Annotated in this window: 21 protein-coding genes; 9 read left to right on the top strand and 12 right to left on the bottom strand. The window is 62.9% G+C overall.

Annotated elements, in window-relative coordinates:
• Positions 1 to 206 precede the first annotated feature (206 nt).
• Positions 207 to 1,133, top strand: coding sequence for a toll/interleukin-1 receptor domain-containing protein (locus tag ACWGL1_RS05415; RefSeq protein ID WP_291783393.1), 927 nt, complete (start codon positions 207 to 209; stop codon positions 1,131 to 1,133).
• A gap of 307 nt (positions 1,134 to 1,440) precedes the next feature.
• On the opposite strand, the gene ACWGL1_RS05410 is transcribed toward ACWGL1_RS05415, so the two are convergent.
• The 5 genes from ACWGL1_RS05410 to ACWGL1_RS05390 form a co-directional block, all read right to left on the bottom strand.
• Positions 1,441 to 2,586 carry a serine hydrolase domain-containing protein gene (locus tag ACWGL1_RS05410; RefSeq protein WP_291783397.1) on the bottom strand — a complete coding sequence of 382 codons (1,146 nt, stop codon included), beginning with the start codon at positions 2,584 to 2,586 and terminating at the stop codon, positions 1,441 to 1,443.
• 149 nt (positions 2,587 to 2,735) lie between these two features.
• Complete coding sequence (locus ACWGL1_RS05405; RefSeq protein WP_452111384.1) at positions 2,736 to 3,143, bottom strand: hypothetical protein; 408 nt, start codon at positions 3,141 to 3,143, stop codon at positions 2,736 to 2,738.
• A gap of 1,321 nt (positions 3,144 to 4,464) precedes the next feature.
• Complete coding sequence (locus tag ACWGL1_RS05400; RefSeq protein WP_452111383.1) at positions 4,465 to 5,166, bottom strand: NYN domain-containing protein; 702 nt, start codon at positions 5,164 to 5,166, stop codon at positions 4,465 to 4,467.
• A gap of 22 nt (positions 5,167 to 5,188) precedes the next feature.
• Positions 5,189 to 5,590, bottom strand: coding sequence for a hypothetical protein (locus ACWGL1_RS05395; RefSeq protein WP_452111382.1), 402 nt, complete (start codon positions 5,588 to 5,590; stop codon positions 5,189 to 5,191).
• Between the two features lie 514 nt (positions 5,591 to 6,104).
• Complete coding sequence (locus ACWGL1_RS05390) at positions 6,105 to 6,317, bottom strand: cold-shock protein (protein WP_112999684.1); 213 nt, start codon at positions 6,315 to 6,317, stop codon at positions 6,105 to 6,107.
• A 572-nt stretch (positions 6,318 to 6,889) separates the two neighbouring features.
• Here ACWGL1_RS05390 and ACWGL1_RS05385 point away from each other — a divergent pair.
• Entirely contained in the window at positions 6,890 to 7,411 is a 522-nt protein-coding gene (locus tag ACWGL1_RS05385; protein ID WP_452111381.1) for a hypothetical protein, read from the top strand.
• Between the two features lie 43 nt (positions 7,412 to 7,454).
• Here the strand turns inward: ACWGL1_RS05385 and ACWGL1_RS05380 are convergent, their stop codons facing one another.
• Positions 7,455 to 7,619: a hypothetical protein gene (locus ACWGL1_RS05380; protein WP_291783412.1), complete on the bottom strand. Its 165-nt coding sequence runs from the start codon at positions 7,617 to 7,619 to the stop codon at positions 7,455 to 7,457.
• Between the two features lie 1,550 nt (positions 7,620 to 9,169).
• On the opposite strand from ACWGL1_RS05380, the gene ACWGL1_RS05375 reads away from it, so the two are divergent.
• The gene (locus ACWGL1_RS05375) at positions 9,170 to 9,955 is read left to right on the top strand and encodes a CPBP family intramembrane glutamic endopeptidase (protein ID WP_452111380.1); all 786 of its coding nucleotides are present in this window, start codon (positions 9,170 to 9,172) and stop codon (positions 9,953 to 9,955) included.
• 263 nt (positions 9,956 to 10,218) lie between these two features.
• Here ACWGL1_RS05375 and ACWGL1_RS05370 read toward each other — a convergent pair whose 3' ends face one another.
• Entirely contained in the window at positions 10,219 to 10,947 is a 729-nt protein-coding gene (locus ACWGL1_RS05370; protein ID WP_452111379.1) for a hypothetical protein, read from the bottom strand.
• The gene (locus ACWGL1_RS05365; protein WP_452111378.1) at positions 10,944 to 11,447 is read right to left on the bottom strand and encodes an RNA polymerase sigma factor; all 504 of its coding nucleotides are present in this window, start codon (positions 11,445 to 11,447) and stop codon (positions 10,944 to 10,946) included. Before ACWGL1_RS05365 ends, ACWGL1_RS05370 begins: the two co-directional genes overlap by 4 nt.
• Before the next feature lie 108 nt (positions 11,448 to 11,555).
• Here ACWGL1_RS05365 and ACWGL1_RS05360 point away from each other — a divergent pair, with 108 nt between their 5' ends.
• Both ACWGL1_RS05360 and ACWGL1_RS05355 read left to right on the top strand, forming a co-directional pair.
• Positions 11,556 to 12,860: a S8 family serine peptidase gene (locus ACWGL1_RS05360; protein ID WP_452111377.1), complete on the top strand. Its 1,305-nt coding sequence runs from the start codon at positions 11,556 to 11,558 to the stop codon at positions 12,858 to 12,860.
• Positions 12,861 to 12,950: 90 nt separating this feature from the next.
• Positions 12,951 to 13,628, top strand: a complete 678-nt coding sequence (locus ACWGL1_RS05355) for a hypothetical protein (protein ID WP_452111376.1) — start codon at positions 12,951 to 12,953, stop codon at positions 13,626 to 13,628.
• A 107-nt stretch (positions 13,629 to 13,735) separates the two neighbouring features.
• Here the strand turns inward: ACWGL1_RS05355 and ACWGL1_RS05350 are convergent, their stop codons facing one another.
• Positions 13,736 to 14,911: a DUF1624 domain-containing protein gene (locus ACWGL1_RS05350; RefSeq protein ID WP_452111375.1), complete on the bottom strand. Its 1,176-nt coding sequence runs from the start codon at positions 14,909 to 14,911 to the stop codon at positions 13,736 to 13,738.
• Between the two features lie 53 nt (positions 14,912 to 14,964).
• Between ACWGL1_RS05350 and ACWGL1_RS05345 the strand changes: the two genes are divergently transcribed.
• Complete coding sequence (locus tag ACWGL1_RS05345) at positions 14,965 to 17,040, top strand: TonB-dependent siderophore receptor (protein WP_452111374.1); 2,076 nt, start codon at positions 14,965 to 14,967, stop codon at positions 17,038 to 17,040.
• A gap of 150 nt (positions 17,041 to 17,190) precedes the next feature.
• Here ACWGL1_RS05345 and ACWGL1_RS05340 read toward each other — a convergent pair whose 3' ends face one another.
• The 3 genes from ACWGL1_RS05340 to ACWGL1_RS05330 form a co-directional block, all read right to left on the bottom strand.
• A complete protein-coding gene (locus ACWGL1_RS05340) occupies positions 17,191 to 17,850 on the bottom strand; it encodes a hypothetical protein (protein ID WP_452111373.1) in 660 nt (219 codons plus the stop codon).
• Between the two features lie 134 nt (positions 17,851 to 17,984).
• Complete coding sequence (locus ACWGL1_RS05335) at positions 17,985 to 18,458, bottom strand: hypothetical protein (RefSeq protein ID WP_452111372.1); 474 nt, start codon at positions 18,456 to 18,458, stop codon at positions 17,985 to 17,987.
• Position 18,459: 1 nt separating this feature from the next.
• Complete coding sequence (locus ACWGL1_RS05330) at positions 18,460 to 19,428, bottom strand: toll/interleukin-1 receptor domain-containing protein (protein ID WP_452111371.1); 969 nt, start codon at positions 19,426 to 19,428, stop codon at positions 18,460 to 18,462.
• Positions 19,429 to 19,739: 311 nt separating this feature from the next.
• Here ACWGL1_RS05330 and ACWGL1_RS05325 point away from each other — a divergent pair, with 311 nt between their 5' ends.
• The 3 genes from ACWGL1_RS05325 to ACWGL1_RS05315 all read left to right on the top strand — a co-directional run bounded on the left by ACWGL1_RS05325 (position 19,740) and on the right by ACWGL1_RS05315 (position 24,211).
• The gene (locus tag ACWGL1_RS05325; RefSeq protein ID WP_452111370.1) at positions 19,740 to 21,173 is read left to right on the top strand and encodes a hypothetical protein; all 1,434 of its coding nucleotides are present in this window, start codon (positions 19,740 to 19,742) and stop codon (positions 21,171 to 21,173) included.
• Positions 21,174 to 21,308: 135 nt separating this feature from the next.
• Positions 21,309 to 22,700: a toll/interleukin-1 receptor domain-containing protein gene (locus ACWGL1_RS05320; protein WP_452111369.1), complete on the top strand. Its 1,392-nt coding sequence runs from the start codon at positions 21,309 to 21,311 to the stop codon at positions 22,698 to 22,700.
• Positions 22,697 to 24,211: an argonaute/piwi family protein gene (locus ACWGL1_RS05315; protein WP_452111368.1), complete on the top strand. Its 1,515-nt coding sequence runs from the start codon at positions 22,697 to 22,699 to the stop codon at positions 24,209 to 24,211. The genes ACWGL1_RS05320 and ACWGL1_RS05315 overlap by 4 nt, the downstream gene beginning before the upstream one ends.
• Positions 24,212 to 24,276: the final 65 nt, after the last annotated feature.

Raw genomic sequence — 24,276 nt, 5'->3', positions numbered from 1 at the left:
CATTCTTGCCCCAGTGGAAGGCTTTTCGTCGGCCTATGGTTAGGTGTCCTCGCCTATCCGCGATGATGTCGGCGACGCGCCATGAACGGACATCGGCCGCCGTCCGCGAAGCGGACTTCCGAACAAGCCTGAGCCAAACTACGATAGACTTGAGCGATCAATAGCGTTTTGCTGCCGCTCTCGCGTCACAAAAGCCGTAGGATTGAATGTCTCTGAGTTCGGATCGGTCAACCGTTGCCCGCCTCCAGAAGGATTTGAATGACCTTCAGCGCAAGCAGGCTGACGAGATGCGAAAGGTCGCGCAAGCAACCAAGAACATGAACTCGGCCATAGGTTCAGCATCTCGGGCTAGCAGTCCGTCGTCGGCAAAGAGTTATCTCAGCACCGCTGATCGCGAGGCCAAGAATGTCGAGGGCGCTCAAGATAGGGCTGCTCGATACGGTATCGACATTTCTCGCAAGATGGCGGACCTCACAAGCGCGCAGGAACGCGTATTCCGCGGTGAAGAAAAGCAACGCAAGGATCAGGCAGTCACTCACGAGCGGCATCGGAAGGCCGATGAAGACGCCCGCCAGAAGCTGCGGGCCGCCAATGTGTCTCTGGCCAAGGATTTGGCCAGCCTGAAAGCGCAGCTAACGGCGGCCATTGAGCGTCAGGCCGAAGCCACTCAGCCGTTTGTCGTCGAAAACGCAGAAGGCCAGTCGACGCCCTACGATCTCTTTGTCTCGCATGCGACGGCAGACAAGAAAGACTTTGTCGATGGGCTGGTGAGCCGAGCGGAGGCCGCTGGCCTACAAGTTTGGTACGACAGTTCCGAGTTGGTTTGGGGCGACTCTATTCGCCAAAAGATCGACGATGGCCTACGGCGCTCATACTTCGGCGTCGTCGTGCTTTCTCCGAACTTCTTCGATAGGCCTTGGACGCAGTACGAACTCGACGCCATCGTACAGCGAGATTTGTCTGGTTCGGGTCGACTGCTCCCAATCTGGCACCGTCTTTCGCAAGACGATGTCGTCAGGATCGCGCCATCGCTGGCCGGTCGATTGGCCTTACCGACATCTACATACTCCACCGAGCAGATCGTAGGCGAACTGGTCGCCATGCGCGAGCGGATCAAGCCGCTCGCACGGTAGCGGCCGCTGAGCCCCAATGGATAGGTTGTCCGGCGCCACAAGCAGACATGGACGGCCCGTCCGAAAGGCGACCTTCTGATCCTCGCGCGTTTGTCCGGTTTCCGGCAGTGTGCCTAGGGCCCGGCTCGCCCGTTGCGGACCTTTGCTGCTTCACGCTTATGGTGTGTTCATGAACACCACTACCGTTCCGGCGCCACCCGATGATGGGGGCACCGACCGCAGAGGGATTTTGGTGAGCGCCGCAGCGCGCCTATTCCCTCGACGATGAGAAATGCCTTCGATAGGCGTGCTGGCCAAATCGGATTTCTTAAGCGGTCGCGCCCGTAGGAACTGCCGTGAAAGCCCGCCCGACCTGCTCACGAAGAGGCTGGAGACGGGTGAATCCCCGATTGGTAAGAATGACAAGCACGGCGTCCTGATCCGGCAGTTGCTCGAAGTCAGCGATATAGCCGTTAGTGCCGCCGCTGTGCCCGACCATGGTCTGACCAGCCGCCGAGGAAACTACCACGCCCAACCCATACCCCTTGGGGCCAACCACAGCCTTGCCGTCCCGGCTCACGACCGGCGCCGCGCGCATCTCGGCCAGGCTTTCCGGCTTCAGCAATCGGCCTTCCTCCAAGGCGCGGTCGAGCGCAAGCATGTCTGCAAGGTTGGCGCGAACCGCCCCCGCGCCAAGTTGAATAAAGGCCCAATTCTGGGCCTGGGTAAGAGCGCCGGGCGCGCCGTTATATCCGATGGCCAAACCTTCTTCCTGCACCCCCACCGGATGACCAGCGACCATATTTGGCACCTCGACGCTAGCGGTCGTCATACCTGCCGGTTTGAGGACTAGCTCTTCGAGGATGTGGCCGAAGGGCGCCCCACGGGTCGCAGCCGCTGCATGCGCGAGAAGCTCGAATCCGAAATTATTATACCGGAAGTTCTCGCCAGGTCCTTCCAGAGGATGAGTCGCGTCCTCCGGGAGATCCGTCAGAACCGCCTTCATCGCCGTCGGGTGATCGACGCTGAAACGCGCCAGTATGGCCTCCGTCAGGTCCGGCAGACCCGAGGTATGGTTCAGCAGGTTCCGCACGGTGACGCCGGCCCAGTTCGAAGGCGCATCGGCGAGATAGCGACCGATCGGCGCGTCGAGATCCATCTCGCCGTTTTCACACATGCGCAGGATGGCGATGGCCGTCAGATACTTGCTGGTCGAAAAGATCTTGAACCGGGTTTCGGGCGTGTTGGCGACGCCGTTGACGGGATCGGCTTGGCCACAGGCATGCTGGAACAGCATCTCGCCGCGCCGCGCCACAGCGAGCACCCCGGAAAATTCACCGGCCTCGCACGCCCTGACGAGTTGCGCTTCAAGAGGCGCGAAATCAGGCCGCTCTGCGGCAGAGACCGTCACGGGAGACAAGAGGACCAATGAGGCCAATGCGCCGGCGGTAAGACTATGCTTGATAGGGATCATGACCGCAGCCTATAGAGAGAGGCCCCTCCTCACCTCAAGTGAAGCTTGAGTCAGGTTGCGGCCATTCTCGTGACGAACGCCGCCCTCCAAAATGCGCTGCCGGATGCCCAGCCCCTTGCCGACTAATAATCCGCCCGCATGATCGAGATTTAACTGGCCGCTTGACGGATCTGCTGACTAACCAGGCCTGAACACTGATTTTGATCCGTCATGCTCCTTCCCCTTCTCGCCGCCCTCTCGCTGACGCAGCAGCTTCCGAACGTTTTGACGCCGAGACGCGCATCAAAGACGCCGTCGCTGTCGTTCGCCCCGTGGCCTATCGCAGCCGGCAGGTCGCCCAATCCAGCCGCCAAGGCCCAGGCCGGAAGCATGTCGATGTCGTCGCGGGCGCCTTCGGCGCGATGGCGCATATCCTCGGCCAGGGCGTCCCACCATTCCTTCGTCCAACCGACCCCCGAAGCGATCGCCGCCTGGGGCGAGCGATACGGCGACCGCCCGCTCAGGGTCGAAATCTCATCGCCCGCTTTAGGCGTGCACTCAGCATTCTCCAGCAGCACGTCTTGGTGGTAGCGAAGTGCTTCGCGGCGATAGACGTCTCGAGCTCGGCGTCGCCTCGCCGTTCGATGCGGAATCATCCACGATCGCTGGCTGGTCGGCGACGTCCGTACGGGCTTGCTCTCAATTGGCGATGACGCCGGTGGCCACGGCGTTGGGACGGACCACATGGCGGTGCTGAACGCTAGTTTGCGCCAGAGGCGTAAGTAGCGGTCCGGTGCGTCGCACGGGGTGCGTGGTTGCGCGCCGGACCGCCGGCATCACCTCAAAGGAATGCGCGGCTTTAAACCACCTAGGCGCCCTATCAGTTCCGACACAACCGCCGCGCGAGACCGGCTCAATGCATCCAGCCTGCGTAGAGGATTCCTATGAAGCCGACGAACAACAGCGTCACGACCAGGAGCGCCGCTTCCCATGCCGCCAGATGCCACCATCGGGGAACAGAGGACCTTTGTTTGCGCAAGAACGGCCCTCCAGCACTCGCCGGACGAGGCGCTGGTCGTCGTAACTATCCAATCTGGGCGTTGTTCCGCCTATCCGCGCTCTCGGCCGACAAAGGGGGATTATCGCCCTTCCGGCGCCAATGTTCCGCGCATTTCTCGCGTAGCTGTCGCCAGGTCGCCTTTCCCTCCAGTCCGTAGATTTCGGATTGGGTATAACCCTCTCTGACGAGGGCCTTTCGAACGTCACTGGGAATGCGAAAGCTCCCGCTTTCTGCAAGTTCGAGGGCCCTCTCAATCACCGGCTTCCTGTGCACGAGAACAACTCCCCTGTGAGGGGAGTCTAAACGCCGTTCATTCAGCGCAGGTTGCTCCCGAGACCGTTCGGGCGTCTCGCCACCGCCTTCTATGATAGATGAACGGTCCAGGCGGCCCCTGCAAAGCAGGACACGCTCAAAAAGACGAGGGTGATCTCAAAGGGCGACAGCCTCCAGATGGACGGCCCGCGACGGGATTTGGCAGACATGGCGGCCTCACAGTTTCCAGAATGATCTTGAGAGCCGCCTCGGTTGCGCCGCTGACGGTTAGCGGTTGGCCGTAGAGGCCACGCCAAAGCGCATCTAGCGTCTGATCTTCTTGTCCCAAGGGCTCCATTCGTGACCCTTGCACGAACGTGGGCCCCGGTCCCCCTCAATTGGCGCGCTTGTCGAACAATGATCGTTTTTCTGTTGCGCTTGAGCCGAGCGTCTCAAGCGGCGGGGCGGGCGCCCATCCTCTCTTTCGATTAGGGCGCCTGGGTGTACCGCTGACGGGCATCGGCGCTCGGTTCGAGAACCGCGGACATCGATCGCGAACCTATCGCTGTGTGTATCCGCCGCTCCGGTCAGGCCAGATCGCGTATGCGCATGACCCCGCTGCTGCTGGTCTGCACCTCAAACCGCCCGGTCGCCCGAATGAGATCGGACAGCTTGGCGTATCCGTAGGTCCGCTGGTCGAAATCCGGATAGGCGTTGCGGAGCCGGTTGCCGAGACCGCCCACGGCCACCCACCCGTCTCCGTCCTCGTCCATGTCGGCGATCACAGTGGCGATCAGCCGCGCAGCTTCCGCCGGTCTCCGCTTGCTGTCGCTAGAGCGGCGCACGGGTTTCGAGGGATCGACATCCCCTTCACCGGGAAGGCTCAGATTCTCGGTGTAGATGAAGCGGGTGCAAGCCTGACGGAAACTCTCGGGCGTCTTCTGCTCTCCGAAGCCATAAACGTCGACGCCCTCTTCGCGAATGCGTGATGCAAGGCGGGTGAAGTCAGCGTCCGAAGAGACCAGGCAAAAGCCGTCGAACCGGCCGGAATGCAGGAGGTCCATGGCGTCGATGACCAGCGCGATGTCCCCGGAATTCTTGCCCTTGGTGTTGGCGAAATTCTGCTGGGGCTGAATGGCGAACCGCGCCAACACCTTCGTCCAGCCGGAAATCTGAGGGCTGGCGAAATCGCCGTAGATGCGGCGCGCCGATGCTTCGCCTAAAGCGGCGATCTCGGTGAACAGGGCTTCAGCGATTTTCGGAGAGGCGTTCTCCGCGTCGATCAGCACCGCCAGCCGCGGCGCGCGGCCTTCAATCGCCATGCTGGGTCGTCGCCTGTGGCGTGGATTCGCGGGCACTCACGCCCTTGGCCGTCCGGCGGGCCGAAAGCCGATCTGGCGAATGCGATGGTGGAGGCGCGTTCAGGGCCTCGGCGACGCCTGAGAGGAAACGCAGGCGCTGTTCAGCCGCTGCCGCTGGATCCTCTCCATAGCGTATCGCACGGCCATCGACCCGGCTCGCCTCGTCCCGAACCCGACTGATCAGGGCGGCGAGATGGCCCTCGCTTTTACGGTCATCCATGACGAGCGCATGGATACGGGCCTCAGTCAGTCGTCGTTGCAGGGCGGCGTCGACGTCCTGGCCCAGACCCGATCTCACGGCCATCTGGACAAAATCCTGCGCGTACAGGCGCACGAAACTCTCTTCGATCATCAAGGGTCTTTCGAAAGCGACGGCAAGGCCGTCTGATGCCCCGACGCTGGCGAGGTCGCCCTTCTCCTGGGCGCACGGACGGGCTTGACCGCAGGCGGCCTGGGAAGAGCGGCTCGCCTGGCGGCCTCGGCGTCGATCAGCGGTAGGATGTCGGCCGCCGCAGCGATCTGCGGCGGCAGTCCATGCTGAACCAGCCGCTGAGCATTGACGCGTAAAGCCGTCAAATCCGCATCGCTCATCAGAGGGATTTTCTCAGCCAGAGGCGACATAGGCGCGTCCTTCGACCGGGGGGTCGGGGCGACGCGTCAAGCGCCACCCCCTCAACTGGTTGAAGCCGATCTCAACCCTGACCTCGTCCCCCAGAACGCTGGTCCTGAGCGGTCGATTAAGGCTGGGCAGGACCGTGATGACATGGCCGTTCTCCAACCTGACCCGGCGTGCTCCCAGAGGAAGCAGGCCGGTCACCACGCCATCGAACGAGATCCTGTCATCGCGAAAGGAGACGATGTCGCCCCTAGGCCGCCACCGCAAGGCGGGCTGCGGATTCCTTACCGCTGCGAGCGTCCAGTTCGACCTCGAAGTCGAGCTTCTGCCCCTCATTAAGAGAAGAAAACTCGGACGCTTCTATTGCGGAAGCGTGCACGAAGACGTCCTTGCCTCCGTCGTCGGGCGCGATAAAGCCGTAACCCTTGATCGAATTATACCATTTTACTGTGCCGGTAGCCACTTTCAGACCTCCATATAGCGTTGGCGGCAGAGAAGACCTCTGAAGCCTGTCGGGTCTGGATGGGATCGGCTTTTGAACCTCTGTGCGTCGTGCAGAAAAGGGCAGCAGCGTTACGCAAGAAGATCGACAGCTTTAATATGGGAGCGGATCATCATCGGCGCAAGGTCAGGAAAATAATAATCGCAACAGTTTCATGATGGAGGCCCGCCGTTGACCAGCGGGCCTGGAATTATTTTGACTGTTTCGATCCGGCGGCTGCCTTATCGATCAAGTTCTTCACGCTTGGATTGGAAGCATTGGTCTTGGGTTTGACCTTCTTCGGCTTTCCCTTGGATTCTTTCATCGTTCCTAGCCTCTCATGTGACCGGAGACCCTAACAGGCCGAGCCCCGGCAAATGAGGCCGCAACCCGCTATCGGCGGAATATGATTTGGCGGCACCGGATAGCGCTTATGGAATCTGCTGTGACGCTGGTTTTGTGCGCGGCATTCCTATTTGTCATAAGAGTCGCCTGCACGCCTTTTCCAGACGGGCGCCGAACCGAGCGGGAGACTTGACCTCTCCCCGTCCCCAATGCCACCTCAAGAAACCGATCTGGAGCGTCGCGTCCTCGCACACGAGCGCATTCTCCAATTTCTCCTGGCGGAGCTGACGCAGGCCGATCCCTCGCTTGCAGATCGCCTCACATCGGCCTTCTGGCCCAAAGGCCGAAACTCCCATCAGCATGACCACACCGATGCTGAGGATTACGCCGAAGCCTTTATCCGGCAGGTGCTCAAACTCAATGAACAGCGTGGCGGCTTCCTCTCTCGCCCTCCTCCTTCGGCCCCGACAACCTCTCGGACAGAACCGCCGATCGCAACCCATGAAATCCCGGTCATCGTCAAACCCCGCAGCGGGGTATGGGAAGTCAGCCGCGCGCGACGGCATATCGGCGACTACATGGATCGAAGCGCCGCCTTCGAAACCGCGCTCGCCATCGCACTCGAAGACATTCAGGCCGGAGTGAAGGCGACGCTCGTCGTCGACGGGGTCGCCGTTCCGATCGGCGCCGTCAGCGCCACGGCGGAGCCCGAAGGACAAGCGAATGACTAGAGTCCACATCACGGCGATGCGGCAACCCCCTCGGGCCTACCTCTCAATAACCATGGCGGCCCATGTGATTGCGCTCCTCCCCCGAGGCGGTCGCCGGGTGCGGCTCGCGAACAATCATGAATTGGATGTTTCGGCCGCTGCCGGCAGACAGGCTATCAGCCTGCTTGGCGATGTCGTTTTCATCGAACGGGTCCCGGGTCAGTTGCACGGCTGGCGGTTAGGCTCAAGGGAATCAACACCCAGCGCACCACACCTCTTTAACGCCTTGCGTGATCAAGCTTGACCTCGGGGCGGACGACTGGATGAACGGCCCACGCTGAGCTTTTCGACGATTATCGGGAGACAAGGCGCATCAACTTGACACACAGCTGGAATGAAAGACGATTTTTTCGCTCCCGCGCCCGAGGAAACTCTCGCGAGTTTAGCGCTATATGACCCCTGGCTACACATGTTTGCTCGAAACAGACGGGCGGCCGCTAGAGGTCGACTTCTGCGCGATCGACGACAACAGCGCTCGCGTAGAGGCTGTTCTTTCCGCAGCCGAAGCTCTGAAAGACTCCGCGATCCGCGGCCAGGTGGTGACACAGCTTCGGGTAAAGGCTTTCAACCCTCTGGGCGTGATGATCCTCGAAACCCATATCCAGATAATGCGCCGGTCAAGCGGGGGAGTGGCGTTTCCACAGCTGACGCCGGCATTTGGACCCACCTAGCGTCCCAAGGCTGGACGGAAGCAAAGCTGGCGACTTTCAGGCGCATCGAATGGTCAATAGATAGGCGGCCGTGGCGCCGTTCGAATACTCAGCATCTCTTTAGATTGTTCGACGGCGCTCACGCCGCCCCTACCGCTTAAGGGGCCGCTCGCCGTCTCACACCGAGGCCCTACCGACACGACGCGAGTTTCAATCCCAGGCCAGATGGATTGGGCGCCGCGCGCCGCGCGCGTCGACGGCGGCCAACTCCCTCGACATTATTAAAGCACAGATGGGCCTTACACACTCGCGACGCACCTGACCCCGGGACCAAGAAAACAACCGCCAATCCGGCCAGTCGCAGGGCCGCGCTGCTGGCGCATCATCACACATCATATCGAGATTGGCCGGCAACGCCGCCGAGAGCTACCATTGCATTTCACTCCGGACTAATCGCGGCAGTGCTCTCCTCGAGCCGGGCATCGCCGTCAGCCCTCAACATCAGCCAAGGGGGACAGTTCGCGCTCAGGCCCGACCGGCCGATGCTGCGTCATGCGCCTTCTACCGGGAAAGGACGGAGCGTTGGCAACCGCCAAACCGGGCCGGCGGGAAGGCTATGCGGCGGCGATAGTCCACCGTCGCACGCGCCCTTCCTAGAGCAGACTTTCCGAATGCCAGGCCTGAGTCAGGTTTGACAGCATCATGACGTCACCGATGCGCCAAATGCCGTACTGAAATGGCTCCCGAGTCCCATCCAGTTCCGTACTTGCGATTTGTTGCGAAAGTACAGGGTTCCTGGCCTTGGCCGGTGCCGAATGGCAAGCCTGTATCGTTGGCGTTTCGGCCAAGCCCGCGCACGCCGATCATCGGCCGTGCAACCGTCACATACTGCGCCCGCCAATCCCTCGCCGCGCAGACGTCAACGCAATATGGTCGGAGCCTTGGATTGGACGCACGGCGTTAGCGACAACGGGCCGCAATCAAGCTGCGCGGCTGACCAGCGAGCGACGGTTGCGCCCTGTCTCAATAGACAGGCAAGCTGAGTGCTTCTTCTGGTGGGAATGGGCGAATGCGCAAACACGTCAGCGATTTGTTCGGAACACTCCTGCTGATTGCAGGCGCCATCGTCCTCTGGCGCGCGGCGATGATGCTGAGCCCTATAGCGCCCTTTCCATTTGCACATGGAGAACGATTGACCTTCGCGCTGATCGTAGCGGGGGGTGTCGTGGGATTCACCGCCGTCATGGCGCGCCTTCAATCATGGCAGGTCCCGTTTGCTCCGTTGAACAGGGTAGCCGTCGTCCAGACCGGCCTTGGCTTGGCGGCATATGCGGGCGTCGCTCTCGTGGCGGTCGGGGCGCTGCTAGTGACAGGCCTTGTCGACATCACCTTCACCAACTCGCCGGATGCAGCGCTCGGCATCGCCTACCTGGTGCTCCTCGTTTTCCTCAGCGAAGCCCTTCCGGAAGAACTCCTGTTCCGAGGCTGGTTGATGCAGGTGTTTGAAGCCCGCCGTTCGCCATGGACGCCGGTTTTAGGTCAAACGGCGATCTTCACCCTCTTCGCCTGGGCCGTAGGCGCCGTGGGGTCGTTGAACGATGCCAGCTTCATCGCTTGTTTTGGCCTGGTGCTTGGAATCGTCCGCGCCGTCACAAGCACGATCTGGGCGTCCGTCGGACTGCACCTCGCCTTCATAATGGCGCAACAGTCCGCATTGCCCCACTGGGCGATCTGGACAGGCGATCCTCAGATGCTGGTTCAGGCTACGGGGCTCACGATTGTCCCCTTTTCGGTGATCATCGCCGTGCTGTTCGGGCGGGTCCGCAGGAGGTCGAGCCTGCCGTCCACGGCCTGACGCGCCTCCCGACGGACAGGCAACCTTGCGCGGGCTCGGATGACGCAAGGGTCGCAAATGTGGTGCGAAGGATGTCGGATCGATTGGTCTCGCCGTTGGCGCGTAGGGTTTGCTCGTTGATCCATGCGCAGGCGACTGAGGCGGAAACCATGCCGGTTCTGCGTTGATCGAAGAGCCCCTTCGAGTAGCCGCTCGAACGCTATATCGGCCGTGATATCGTCCGACCGTCCAGAACGCGCCGCCGTTCAACCTGCCGTCATTGTCTACCGCCAACCGCCATCTCGCGCCTTCGCCTCAATCGTCGCATCCGCAGTCTCTCCAACGATTGCAGCGTCCACGGCCGCCAGCACGGCCTCTGGGGTATCAGAAGCGGCCGTGCGCACCTCGCCGACGACCGAGCCTAGCGGCGCCAGCACCTGGACCTTCCAGTCGTCCTGTTCGCGGCAGGCCAGCCCGGCCATGCCTTCGCTCCGCGCCTGAAAAGTCCGGCACCACCGTCCCTCGCCATCCCGGAAGGTCAGTCCGACGGCGCGTCCGGCGTCATCGACGCCCTCGGCCGCCAATCGTTCGTCGAGCACCCTGACCAGCCTCGCCTCCTGCAGCGTCCCGTCGGCCGCCACGCGCAGACCGCCCCCGCCGCCGCCGAGGTTCGGTCCGATGAGCACCCCCGCCACGAAGGCTGCGGTCGCCAGAGCTCCCCAGGCCGCGACGCGACGCGGCGTAAAAACCTCGACGAGCCGTCGCGCCGGTCCCGCCAACGGCGACGGGCGACGTTCAGGGGCGTCCGCAATGAGCCGGGCCAGATCCCGATCGCGCGGATCGACCGCCGCCGGAAACGCCTCTCGCGTCGCCTTGCGCAAACGCCGCAGGTCCGACATGCGAGCGGCCAGATCCGTATCCGCCAGAGCCGCAGCCTCCAGACGAGCGGCCTCCTCCTGGGGCAACTCGCCGTCGCTCCAGCGCATCAGGGTTTCGTCGTCGGGGCGGATCATCCCGTCACTCCTTGGGCGGCGAGGGTCTGCATAAGGGATTGCCGCCCGCGCACCAGACGACTGGTCAAGGTGCCGGCGGGCACGCCCAGCACCTGGGCCGCCTCGGCGTAGGACAAGCCCTCGATCAGGACCAGGGCCACCGCATGCTTCTGATCATCCGGCAGGGCGTGAATGGCGTCGCGCACCGCCAGGGCGTCCGCGCGCAAGGCCTCATCGGCCTGGGCGGCGTCGGGCGCTAGCGCCGTGCTTTCATCCTCGGGCGAAAGCACGCGGCCCCAGCGGCGGGCCGAACGGGCCTCATCAATGGCGATCCGTCTCATGATGGTGAAGGCCCAGCTGTCGAGTCGCGTCCCCGTTCGGAAGCTGCGCCGCGACGCCAACGCCCGCTCGATCGTTTGCTGGACGAGGTCCTGCGCATCCGCATCACGGGGCCGCAGCACCCGTGCAAAGCGGCGAAGCCGCGGCAGAAGCTCGACCAGCCCCGTCTGAAAACCGTCCAAGCGTTTTCCTCGTCCATACGGGATGAAACGACCGGACCCAGGCGTTTCATCCATGGCATATCGATAGCGGAACGCTCGCGAAGGCAAGGGCGGATCGGAGAAACGCACATGGCGCGGCTGAAGCGAATGACGGCATGGGCGGGTGTGGCGTTCCTGGCGACCGCCGCGCCCGCCTGGGCTCAGATCGGGCCGATTCAGACGCCTGCTCTGCCGGGTCTGCCGGGCGGGGTCGCCGACCGCCTGCCCGCCCTGGACGACGTCGAACGCCTGGCCCGGCCGACCGTGCGCCGCGTGCTTGAGGCGCCGGCGCGCCTCCGCGAACTGATCCGCCGGTCAGGCGGCGCGCTGGAACGGGATCCTTCGGGCTGGCCGGTCGTGACCGGCGAGGTTCTGGCCATGGACCTGTCCGACGCCGCTCGCGCGCAAGCCCAGGGGATCGGCTTCATCCTCCTCCGGGAGGAGCGAATGGAAGCCCTGGACCTGACGATCACGGTCCTGGCTCCGCCGCCAAGGATGTCTCTGGCCCGAGCCGCGGAGCGCTTACGGCGGATCGATCCAGCGGCAGAAATCACCTTCAACCATATCCACGCGCCTGCAGGCGTGGCCGAAGCCGCGACGGTCCGTCGTGGGCCGACGTCAACCGTCCAGGCGTCCGAAGGGTCGGCGACCGGCGCCCGGCTTGGCCTAATCGATACAGGGGTCGACGCGACCCATCCCGCCCTGGCCGGATCGAGGATCATCCAGCGCGGCTTCGCCGGACCCTCTCGGACAAGCCCGCATGGACTGGCGGTGGCGTCCCTGATGATCGGGCGGAGCGGCCCCTTCTCGGGCGGCGCGCCAGGCGCGACTCTGCTGGCGGCCGACATCTATGGCGGACAGGCGGCTGGCGGCTCCTCCACCGCCCTGGCTCAGGCCCTGGCGTGGATGGTCGAACAGCGCGCCGCAGTGGTCAACGTGAGCCTTGTCGGGCCGCGCAACGCCCTGGTCGAGCGCGCGGTCGCGCGGGCCCGCGCGCGCGGCGTCATGATTGTGGCGGCCGTGGGCAACGACGGTCCCGCCGCCCCCGCCCTTTATCCCGCCGCCTACGACGGCGTCATCGGCGTGACGGCGGTGAACGGCCGCAACCGGGTCCTGCCCGAGGCCGGTCGCGGCGCCCAGGTCGACTTTGCGGCGCCCGGAGCCGACATGGCCGCGGCGGCGCAGGGCGGGGGCTGGACCTCCGTACGGGGCACGTCCTTCGCAGCCCCCATCGTCGCCGGCCTGCTGGCGCGCCGGGGCGTCGCCGCCCTGGAGCGTGAGGCGATCGATCTGGGCGCGCGCGGACCGGACCCCGTCTATGGCGCGGGATTGGTCGGCGTCGCCTCCCGTGTCGCGCCCCGCGACATGGGCGCGAGGGGCCGGTTGGCTCGCTGACGTTTTTTTGCGCGCGCCGGGATGAATCGCCGGCGCCGGGTCGTTGGATCCTGCAAGGGCGACAAGCCCGCGACTTGCAGGAGACAGACGATGAAGAAGACCCCAATTACGGCGACCGCCCTAGCCCTGACTCTGACCCTGGCCGGCGCGGCGAACGCCCAGATACTCGGAGGCTCCGGCGGCCTGATCGGCGGGCTGGGCGGCAACCTGGGCGGTCAGGTCGGCGGCCTCACCGGCGGGATCGGCGGCCGCGGCGCGATGACCGGCGGCCTGACGGGCGCGGTAGACGGTTCGCGTCTGCGAGACCGCACGGCCGACACTCTGTCCCGCGCGGAACGCCGCGCCCAACGCGCCCAGGCGCGCGCGACCGCCGCTGCAAGACGCGCCGAGGCTCGCGGTCAAGGCCTTGCCGAAACGGCCCGCGACGCCGTCGGCTCGGCCGTCTTCACCGCACAGGGTCAAGCCTCCGGCGCCCTGGATGGCGGCGCTTCCGGTTCATCGGGTTCGTTCGGAGGCCAGGGCTCGGGGCTGGTGGACGGCGCTATGAATTCCGGCGGCGGGACAGTCTCCGGCTCAGCAGACGGCGGCGCTTCCACTTTCGCCTCGCAGGAGACGGATCAGCCGACCGCCTCGACGGAGCAGCCGCGCCGGAGTCGCGGCGAAGCTCACGCGACCGCCGGCGTCACAAGCTCGGCTTCCGCCGACCGCCAAGGCGCTTCTGCCGCCATCGGCGTTTCGGGGAGCGCAAGCGCCCGTCGCGACGACTGATTAGCGTGTGTGACCTCAGCAAGGCCGCGCCGGCGCGATCGGCGGGCCTCTGCTGTCCCAGGCGATCATAACGCCTTCGCGAACCGGTCCTTGCGGCTCGGTTGGGCTCAAAGATACTTCATCCACCACTGCGAGCTGCGCCGCTTGACCGCGCCGAACCAGCGGCAGGCGAACCAGCTGGGAACCGCGACGGCTAAAGCCAGAAGCCAGATCCAGCCGACCCCCGACAGGCTGAAGACTTCACCCTGATTGGGACCGAACAGCGCCAGCGCGCCCAGATTGAGCAGGTGTAGGCCGTAGAGGTGGATTAGATAGAAGAACAACGGCGCGCCGCCGAAAACGGCGAGGAGGCCGACCAATCTCTGCGGCGCCCGCTCCAGACCCGCCAGCAACAGACAGCCCGCGCCGAGCGTCACAAGAAGGAAGTCGGCCGACGGCGGGTACTTAGTCAGATTCAGCACGCTCATCATGGTACGCACAAGGTCAGCCTGCACTGTCCATGGATGATCGCCATAGAAGTTGAGCGTCCTCAGGACGGCGAATAGCCCCAGCATGAGGAGACCCAGCACGACCAGGCGACGGCGACGCTGTGCCCCGTTCGCGACGAACCAGGGCCCGATCGCGTAGCCCAGGGCGATGACGCCGATCCAGGGCAACAGCGGATAAGAGGTCCGCGCCTGTCCGCCCCAGGGAAGATCGATATAGCTGCGATCATGGAGCACGGCCCAGACCGCATGGCCGGGCGAGCCGTCGACCACAGTGATCGGGTCCAGTAGGTTATGACCCAGCACGATGATGAGGCCCAGAGCGACAAGCACGCCGCGCGGGAGGTGAACAAGAGCCGCAAGGACGATCATCGACAGGCCGATGACCCAGATGACCTGCAGGAAGATGGTTGTCGGCGTCAGGGAGAAGGTCCAGGCGAAACTGACCAGGGTCAGCTCCAGCACGATCAGGAACAGGCCGCGTTTGAACAGGAAGGCCGAGGCCGCCGGTGCGCCGCCCTTCTTCGAGGCGTAGAGCCAGGCGCTCAACCCCGTCAGAGCCACGAAAATCGGGGCGCACAGGTGGGCGGTCAGCCGGGTGAAGAAGAGCGCCGGAGAGGTCGCCGTCACATCCATCGGATCCGAGACCTGGGCGTGGATGAAGAAGAACTCTCGCGCATGGTCGACCAGCATCAGCAAGATCACCAGACCGCGCAGGGCGTCTATGGATTCTATGCGCCCCGAGGCGGCGACGGGGCGGGCAGCCGCAGGATGCCCGGCGGCGGTAATGGTTGACATCGACATGCGCCGGGGACTAGCCGATATGTAATAACATTACAAACGGAGTCGCCGTGCCCCTGCTTTCGAGTTGCGCCAGTCTGTGTCTTCTGGCGGCGGCTGACGCGACATCCCGCGATCAAACACACGGCCAGGCGAACGAGGCCACGACAGTGGGCGAAATCGTGGTTCTGGGTCGCCGGACGCCGCGCGACCTGACCCTGGGCGCGGGGCCTGCGACCGAGCGGATGTCACCGTCCAGCCGCTCTATCGAAAGCGATCTTCTGCACGCCGTCGGCGCGGTCCGCCTCGCCGATGCGCTCGAACTGGTCAGCGGCGTCAGTCAGCAGAACAATCGCGGCGGCGTCATGGACAACTTCGCCATTCGCGGCTTCCTGGGCACGCCGGACGGCGGCGCCGAATACTACGTCGACGGCTTCCTCGCTAACCGGGGCATGGCGCCTCCGCGCGATCCGGCGACGGCGGAAAGGGTGGAGGTCCTCAAGGGGCCGGCCGGCGCCCTGTTCGGCGACATCGATCCTGCCGGTCGGGTCAACATCGTCTCCCGCACGCCGCGCTTCGTCGCGGACGCCGCCTTCATCGCGACCGTGGGGTCGTTCAGCCTGCGACGCGGCGAACTGGATCTGACAGGGCCGCTGTCCGAGACGCTTGCCGGCCGTCTGGTGGTCGCTGGCGAAACCAGCAGCGGCTGGCGCGATTACGTCGGGCTTGATCGGACGACCGTGGCGCCCTCGCTGACCTGGAGGCCGAACGACGACCTACGGGTGACCTATGTGGGGGAGTTCACCATCTTCACCACCCTGTTCGACCGCGGACAGCCGGCCGTCAACGGCGATGCCCTGGCCTTGCCCCCGTCGCGCTACTTCGGGGAGCCCGGCGACGGCCCGACGCGCTTTCGCAATGAGCGCCATCAAGTCACAGGCGATTATCGCCTGAACGACGACTGGACGCTGAAGGGCGGTTTGGCCTGGCGCGGAGGTTCCCTGCGCGGGTTGTCCAGCGATCACTCCCGTCTAGTCGGCGACACCCTGTGGCGTCAGCGACGCGGTCGGGACTTCTCGGTCGAAGACCTCTCCGGCCGGCTGGAGCTCAGCGGCGCGATCCGCGCCTTCGCGGGCGTGCACAACCTCGAGGTCGGCGCCAAGGCCTACAGCCTGACCTATGGCGAGCGCTGGCTGCGCATCAACCCGACGTCGGACAGTCCCTATCCGATTGACGTGCATAATCCGGTCTACGGCGGCTCGGCGCCCACGCCCCTGCCCTTCACCGACAATCTCGAGACGCGAGAAGTCGTCACCCTTTACGTCCAGGACCTGTGGGAGGTGAACGACCGCCTGAGCTTGCTGGCCGGTGTTCGATACGATGACTATCGCCAGACCATCCTCAACAACCGCACCGGCGCTGCGGGCGAGAACGCCGACGCGCCGATCGACTACCGCATCGCGGCCCGCTATCGCCTAAGCGAGGCCCTGACGGCGCACGCAAGCTACGGCCGCTCGTTTGTTCTAAACTCCGGCACAGGGCGCGACGGCGCCGGTTTCGCGCCGGAGGAGGGCCAAGGTTATGAGATTGGTCTTTCCGGCGCCTGGGAAGGGCTGGATCTTGCGGCGACCTTCTTCGACATTGAGAAGAACAACATCCTGACCAATGACCCCGTGGACCCGAACTACCTCGCCCCTGTCGGGCGGTTGACCACGCGCGGCGTCGAACTGGACGGATCAGTTCGCTTCGGGGAGGCTTGGCAGGTCGTGGCGAATTACGCATGGACGGACGCGAAGACCGATGACGCGGCCTTCGCTGGCGAAGATGTCCTCAACGTGCCCGAACAGTCCGGCTCTGTGTTCGTCATCGGCCGTTTCCGTACGCCTCACGGGACGGACTGGTCTCTTACCGCCGGCGCCGCCTATGCCGGCGACCGGGCGGCGGCAATCGACGGCAGCGGGGTTCGCCTCCCCGCCTACTGGAAGGCCAAGGCGGCGGTCGAATATGGACTGACGGAGAGAGTCAGCACCCGCCTGGAAATCGATAACCTCTTCGACGAGCGCTACGCCCAGAGCTCCTACAGTCCGCTCTGGATCTTCCCAGGCGCCCCGCGCAGCATTAAGGCATCGATCACACTGGCTCTGTAGACGTGCGCGAATGATGGAAACGGCCCCGCCTGACGTCGGAGTTGCGCCAATAGCTGCCGTTGGACCAGCTCCAGAAAGACGACCTAGAGGGGCAGATGCACCGAGGGATCGCCATCAAGCGACGCGCAGTTCTGGGGCCGATCTACAAATCTATGGCGTTGGCAAAGCCGCTTCCATCTCCTTCACGAGGATAAAGAGGTCGGCCGGCCAGAGATCGACGTTGATGATCGGATTGCCGTTGTCGGCGTCCGAGTAAGTCAGGTTTCGCCAATGGACTACGGAACTATCATCGATCCGAATGCGCCCACCGTGTGACATCGCATTCCGCACGACACGACCGAAATTCCAAATCGGCGGCCAATTAGTCACCTTGCCATAGGTGGATCTCAGGACCGCCTTACGCCCCTCAACGAAGTTGGTGAGCAACTGCTGGCCAAGCCCGAAGATGAAATGCTCGAAGACGCCTAGATTAAGCACCGACCCCGGCGGGATCGGATCAGCCGAAAATGACTGAAACTCCACGGTCACGGGCCACGCATTCAGGAGCATAGGCACAACGACGTGATGGGGTGACCAAACCAGCCTCACGTCGCAGGCTGCGCCATCAAAGATCGCAACGTCGGTTGGGCGCCACGGCGCAGGTCCTTCAGGACCGGGCTTGTAGATATCGAGCAGACTTACAAACCCATGCAGAGCAGTTAGGTAGGTCGCCATCGGTTCGAACGCCAGTTCGCTCGCTGCGAACACCAGCTGCGATGGTGAGGTAAGGTCCACGTTGCGGCTGCTATCGCCGACAATCATGCGGTTCATCGGGAAAGCCCAACTTAGGTCTCTTAGCAGGAGCAGCTTGAAACGCTCTTTGTCAATGATGAGCGCGTGTCAGAATGCGCCAGGAGCAGAACTTGGGCCCCCAGCCTAGAGCGGGCGTTCCAACTCAAGATGGTTCACTCTTTTGGCGGATCGCCAAGATCCACCTTGTGAAGTACGCGCTTTTCATCGCCCCGGCCGACGACAACCTGCCATCTTGTGAAAGCCGCAGCCCCTTTCCCATCGGGGAGCCCTGACGCCACGGTGACGGGCACGGTACGGCCAAACGAGTGTTGCGCCGTACCGCGAATGGTGAGCTTGGGCCCTTCCCTAACGAGCACTCCCGGGTGATTGCCGTGGACGTCCGGATTGAAGAGACTCGCCTCATCGACCTCGACGCGAATGTTCGGAACGATCATTCCGCCCCACCGATCTGTCCCTTTCGCCTCGAAGAACCGGAACCCGTCCTGCGGTCCGAGGAATACTGCGACCGGTGCCTCCTCACCCTCACAGATCAGCACAACTGACTCGTATTTGCTCCGAGGAAGCACGATACTCCCCGGCGGTGCGTCCTCGACAGTTCCGACAGCAAATTCTTCAGGAGAGAGCATCTCACCAGCCTTGTTGGAGTGGACGGATCAGCATGTCCCAGAAGAACTCCGCACCGCCTTCGAGAGACAGCTTCGGATCGCGCTCTCCGCCCATGAAAGCCATCCCCATCGGGCGGAGATACATAGCTTGGTCATCAGCATGAACGGAGAGTGACTCGTTGAGGGAGTGGCTGTCTGAGGAATGGCCTTGAAGGTAGTTGATGCCGCCGCCGAACGCGCCGCCTCCCATGTAGATGGTGCAGCGAGCGACATCCCGGCCCTCTTTGTAGATGGTAGCAAAAAAGCGGTTCGCATCCACCCGCCGGAATGAGCCCTCTACGCCTTCGTTGCGCCGCCCAAGTTCGTTGAGGGAGTTCTCGAAGAACCGGGCGATGAAATCGAACGCCTCGGCCTGAAACTGGTCTTTGTCCTTCTGGGTGAACGCCTTCGCCAGCCGCAGATTGCTGGAACGAGGAACTGCGAGATCAGCGACCACTCCTGCAGCAGGCGCTGCTGGATTCAGCGTTGGTGGGGCTCGGTCGCCGGCTTTTTTGGTGAGGCTTTCGACCGCACCTCTTACTGCTTGAGCAACTTGTAGGAAGGCGTCGTCGATGTCCGGCCATTGGGTGATCGGTCTACCGTCGCGAGGAGTGGCATTGAGCTTGCCGAATGGCGCGTGATGCCAGTCGCAGGCACGCAGAATCACCGGAATGACGATGGCTTCGCCGGCGTCGTGGCGCTCCATCGCCCGCTTCATCTCGATCTCGTAGCAATAGTCGGATGCGATGAAATCGGGACTGACGAGAAGAAGGATTATCTTGTCGCCGTTGATGTGCTCGTCGATGACGTGGTCGATGTTCCGGCCTGCGCCGATCCGACGATCATGCCAGGTCTCGATCACGCCTTGACGCTTGAGCATAGCCAGCTGCTTTTCGAGCTGATCCCTCAGGCCTTCATCAGCGTGCGAATAGGAAAAGAATAGGCTGGGCAAGGTCGCTCCTGTCTGGCTCGCCAATGTGATGCAGGCGACAGACTACGCAAGCCTAATAGATACCTTCTGACGGCGGCACCGCGCCAGCAGCGGAAATTCAAATCCTGCCCAGATGCCGACATTCACCCGCGCACCCGCAGTAGTTTTGATCCCCGAACGCTGATTGCACTGCAGCGTCTCCGAAGGTCCGCCGGCAACGCAAAGCCGCTCCGTTGCGATGCGCTAATCGTTGAAAATCGGCCGGCGATCACCGACATTAAGGCCAAGCTCAACCTCGGGTTGGTCAAGCAAACCAGAAAACAGGAAATCTTATGGCCGGTCTGGTCCCCATTAAATCCAACGAACTCATCGATCCCCAGGCCCAGCTGCTGGTTAGTTTCCTCGAGGAAATGGGGCTGCCGTCCGAAAACATCATCGCCGATCAAAGTCAGCGCGCCATCATCGGGACCAATCTCGGCGAACTCATCGCCTCGATTCCGGCCGAGCATCGCAAGGATGCGCGGTATCTTTCCAAGTTCGTGATCGGTGCTGGCTTCGGTCTATTCGATTACTCGCTCAACGCCATCTGGAACGAGGTCGTTCTTAAGCTGCGCGCAAAAGCGGTCATGTATGGGCTGGACATCTTCTTCGATGCAGCCGTTGGCGGCAGCAAGGCCCGCGAACTGTATTCGACCGAGGAACATCTGTCAGCGCTCAAGGACTCGGTCCTGCTCGATAGCTGCCGCAAACTCGAGCTGATTTCCGATACCACCTACAAGAAGCTCAAGCACATCCTCGACATGCGGAATGACAACGGCATTTCGCACCCTACGACCTACTCGATCAACGCGTTTGAGTTGCTCGGCTACCTGCAGAACTGCGTCCAGGATGTCCTGAACGAAAATCCAACGGCGGCGGCACTCCAGCTGCAGAGCTTCGTCTCCAATCTAAAGACCTTGAACGGCCCGCTCGACCCGACTGCGAAGGCTTCGATCGAGGCCAAGATTATCGAACTGCCGACCCATCTGTGCGGAAACCTCATCCGCACGGTGTTCGGCCTGTACGTCGCGCCTGACACAGACCCGGCAGTCCGCAAGAACATCACGCTGTTTGCGCCCAAGCTTTGGGCTGCGTGCGATGACGACACCAAGTTCAAACTCGGGATCGTGCTCGAGGGCTACAACGTCAATCTGTACAAGGACAAGCATGCGCTTGGCGCGCAGTTCTTCGAGGTGGTCGGCGGTCAGGCGTTCCGCTCGCCCTCCGAACGCGCCATCATTATCGATGGGTTGATCACTAATCTTCTCAATACTCATAATGCCTGGGATAACTTCCATCACGAACCGTCGGTGGCGCTCGAGCTTGCCTCCTACGTTCCAGACCAAGGGGCGGTTATCGAGCACCTGGCCAACCGGATGTTCACGGTCGTGATGACCTGTCGTCTCGGCAACGGCGTGGCCTACAATTCCGGTGTTTCGCCCGGCGCGAAGGGGTTCTACGACCAGATTCTCGCTATCGCGGGAGATAAATACGCCCCGCATGTAATGGCTTCGCTGTCGTCGTCCTACGAAATCAAGGCGCGGCTGAGCAATGAGCGATGCCGTGCGCAAGCTCACAAAGCTCTCCAAGTTGTTCGAGGCGTCGTCATCAATCAGCGGATCGCCGAATGCCTTGATTACCTGATCGCCCGGATCGAGACGGACGCTTCCTGTGTGAATTCGATCGAGTTCCAGAAGCTCTCCGCCGGCTACATCAAGTGGGGATAGGAGCGGGTTTAAGCGGTCCGACAGTTCGAGTTGGTCCGCCGGAGAGTGATCTGTCCAAAAGCGGCGGCTGTGAACCCAACTGGCGGTTCGCAGTGTGAACCTGACTAGACTGGGTTGAACTGATTCGGCGGCGACATGTATCGGGACACCATCTTCATCTGCCACGCTACTCCGGACGATAACGATTTCGTCCGGTGGCTCGGCGCGAGGCTCACAGGCCACGGCTATAAGGTGTGGGCCGACATGTTCGGCTTGAAGGGTGGAACGCCGTTCTGGAGCACCATCGAGGAAGCGCTTCGAGAACACGCCTGCAAGGTCATCTTCGTGGCGTCGCAGGCCAGCGTCGATCCCCAACGTCAGGGTGTGAGAAACGAGCTCTCCGTAGCCGACGCGATTCGTAAGGCGCTCGCTGATCCCGCCTTCATCATCCCTGTTCGGATCGACGACGTCGGCTTCGCCGATTTCCCCATCCTCGTGCATCAGCTCAACGCGATCGACTTCAGCAAAGGCTGGGGCCCAAAGCTCGTTGAGCTGCTCGACACGCTCGAAACCGCCAACGTGCCGCGCATCGAGCACGACCAGACCGCCGAGTTCGAACTATGGCGGCAGGATGCGGCCAAGACCTCGGCCCTAGTCAACGTCGAGCCGGAGCCCGTGCTGACCAGCCTGTCTCCTGTCAACGCCCTGCCCTCGACCCTGCGCTACCTGAAGGTCAACGCGGACGCCGCTGTCGTCGCGCAGTCGCTGCGCACGAGCGGGATCCCGTTTTCGGTCTTCTACCAACTGCTTCTGACCTTCGCCGATCTGGATGAGGTCAATTCGGCCTTGCCGACCCCGTTTGTCGCCGAGCCCCGAGCCGAGCGTCGGTTGCAGGATTTTCTGAAAGGCCCCTCAGTCGACGTCACGAGCCCTAAGCGCGGCGACGCCCACAATATCGCCACGGCTCTTCTCCGGCAGCATGTTGAGCGGCATCTGTTGAACCGAGGCCTCAAGACTCTGGAGCAGCGGGCCGGATCGGCCTTCTATTTCCCGGCTGATCTCCTCGCCAGCAACAAAGTCACCTACACGGCCGCGTCCGGGAAACGGACCTACAAAAAGGTCGTCGGTCGCAGCGAGCGGAACCGTGTCTTCTGGCATCTGGCGATGAAGGTCACCGTCGTCCTCGGGCCGCCGGCGTTCGTTCGGTTCAAGCCCTATGTCGCCTTCTCCGACGACGGGCAGGTTGCGATCTCGGACCCGAAGCGAACCACGCCGATACGCCGGCGCTTCTGTAAAAACTGGTGGAACCAGCACTGGCGTCAGCTGCAGGAGGCATTTGTCGCGTGGCTGGCGGATGGACAGACGGACTGCGTCATCCCCTTGGACGGCGGCCAGAAATTGATCCTCGCCGGCCGGCTGTTGCAGCTGACCGCTCAGAGACACATCGTCGGAGATCTGCAGTTCCAAGACGACGCCGACGATCCGGACGAACCGGAGGATGATGAGGACGACGGCGTATTCGAGGCCGACGCGGAGGGCGAAGAATGAGCGATTGGACGGTGACCCACATCGACGAACCGCTGCTCAGCTTCGGCTTCAACCAGAAGACCGAGCATCCAAAGGATGGTCTGTTTCTGTTCGGCCCGCCGGCGTCCAACCAGAACCCCGCGCGCATGGATGTGGGCGTGATAGGGACATCGGACGGCATCAGGCGGTATGAAACCTGGGTCAGGGCCTTGGCTTCGACGATCGCAGCTCCGGTCAGCGGCCGCGAAGAGAACAAGACGATGTGGCCAGGGTTTCAGGCCGCGTTCGGCGTGCCTTGGCCCGCGACGCCCTTCGCCAAGATCAAGATCGACGGCGACCTTCTGAGCCGCAGTATCCGCAGCGAGGATCGGCATGACGGGATTTTCCGGGCGGTCGATGTCTATGGCGACGCTTTGCGGAAGTATCTGCGCGAGCAGGAAGGCCGACCGCAGTTCTGGTTCGCGGTCATACCCGAAGAGGTGCATCGCTTTGGTCGTCCAAAATCCGTCGTGCCCCGCGATCAGAGGGAGAAGGCGTCAGGCACCATCGGTCGTCGCGCGGCGAAATCCATCCTGTCCGCAGGCTCACTGTTCATCGAAGAGATGGAGGCCGCCGCGCTCTATGAGTACGAGCTCAACTTCCACAATCAGCTGAAGGCTCGTCTGCTCGACACGGGACAGGTGTTGCAGGTGGTTCGGGAAACGACCCTGACGCCGTCCGAGTTCGAGGAGGGGGCCCGCAGGTCGCTGCAAGATCCGGCCTCGGTGGCCTGGAATCTCGCCACCACCAGCTTTTACAAGGCGGGGGGCCGTCCGTGGCGGGTAGCGGAAGTCCGGGAGGGGGTCTGCTATGTCGGGCTGGTGTTCAAGCACATCGAGAGCGCCAAGGGCCGCGACAACGCCTGTTGCGGAGCTCAGATGTTTCTGGATTCCGGCGAAGGCGTGGTTTTCAAGGGCGCCGTCGGGCCCTGGTTCTCATCCACCGATCACAGCTTCCACCTGAGCCGCGAGAAGGCCGCGGAACTGATGGGCATGGTGATTGCCTCCTACACCGAGATGCACGGCCGCCCGCCATCCAAATTGTTCATTCACGGCAAGACCTGGTTCGAGACGGCGGAATGGGAGGGTTTCCAATCGACGGTGCCGCCGGAGACCAAACTGATCGGCATACGCATCCGCCGTCAGAATGAGCTGAAGCTGTTTCGCTACGGCAGTCGGCCGGTCTTGAGGGGGACCGCCATCCTCGCTTCGGATCGTCGCGCCTATCTCTGGACAACCGGCTTCACGCCTCGGCTTAACACCTATCCGGGCCGGGAGGTGCCGAACCCCATCACTGTGGACATCGTCCATGGCGAGGCGGACATCCGCCAAGTGCTCACTGACCTGATGGGGCTGACCAAGCTAAACTTCAACAACGCCAGTTTCGCGGATGGATTGCCAGTCACGCTGCGTTTTGCCGACCTAACGGGTGAGATACTCACAGCTGGGCCGACAGACGCCACCGCTCCATTGCCCTTCCGATTTTATATCTGATGGCAATCACACCCGGGGAGTCGCGGGCCCGCATGCGCCAGAGGCCGCCCGAAAGCAGAGCTTCC

The organism is Brevundimonas sp. NPDC055812 (assembly GCF_053616535.1).
Note: the sequence above shows the minus strand (reverse complement) of the source record. Positions and strands in the feature narration are given on the sequence as shown.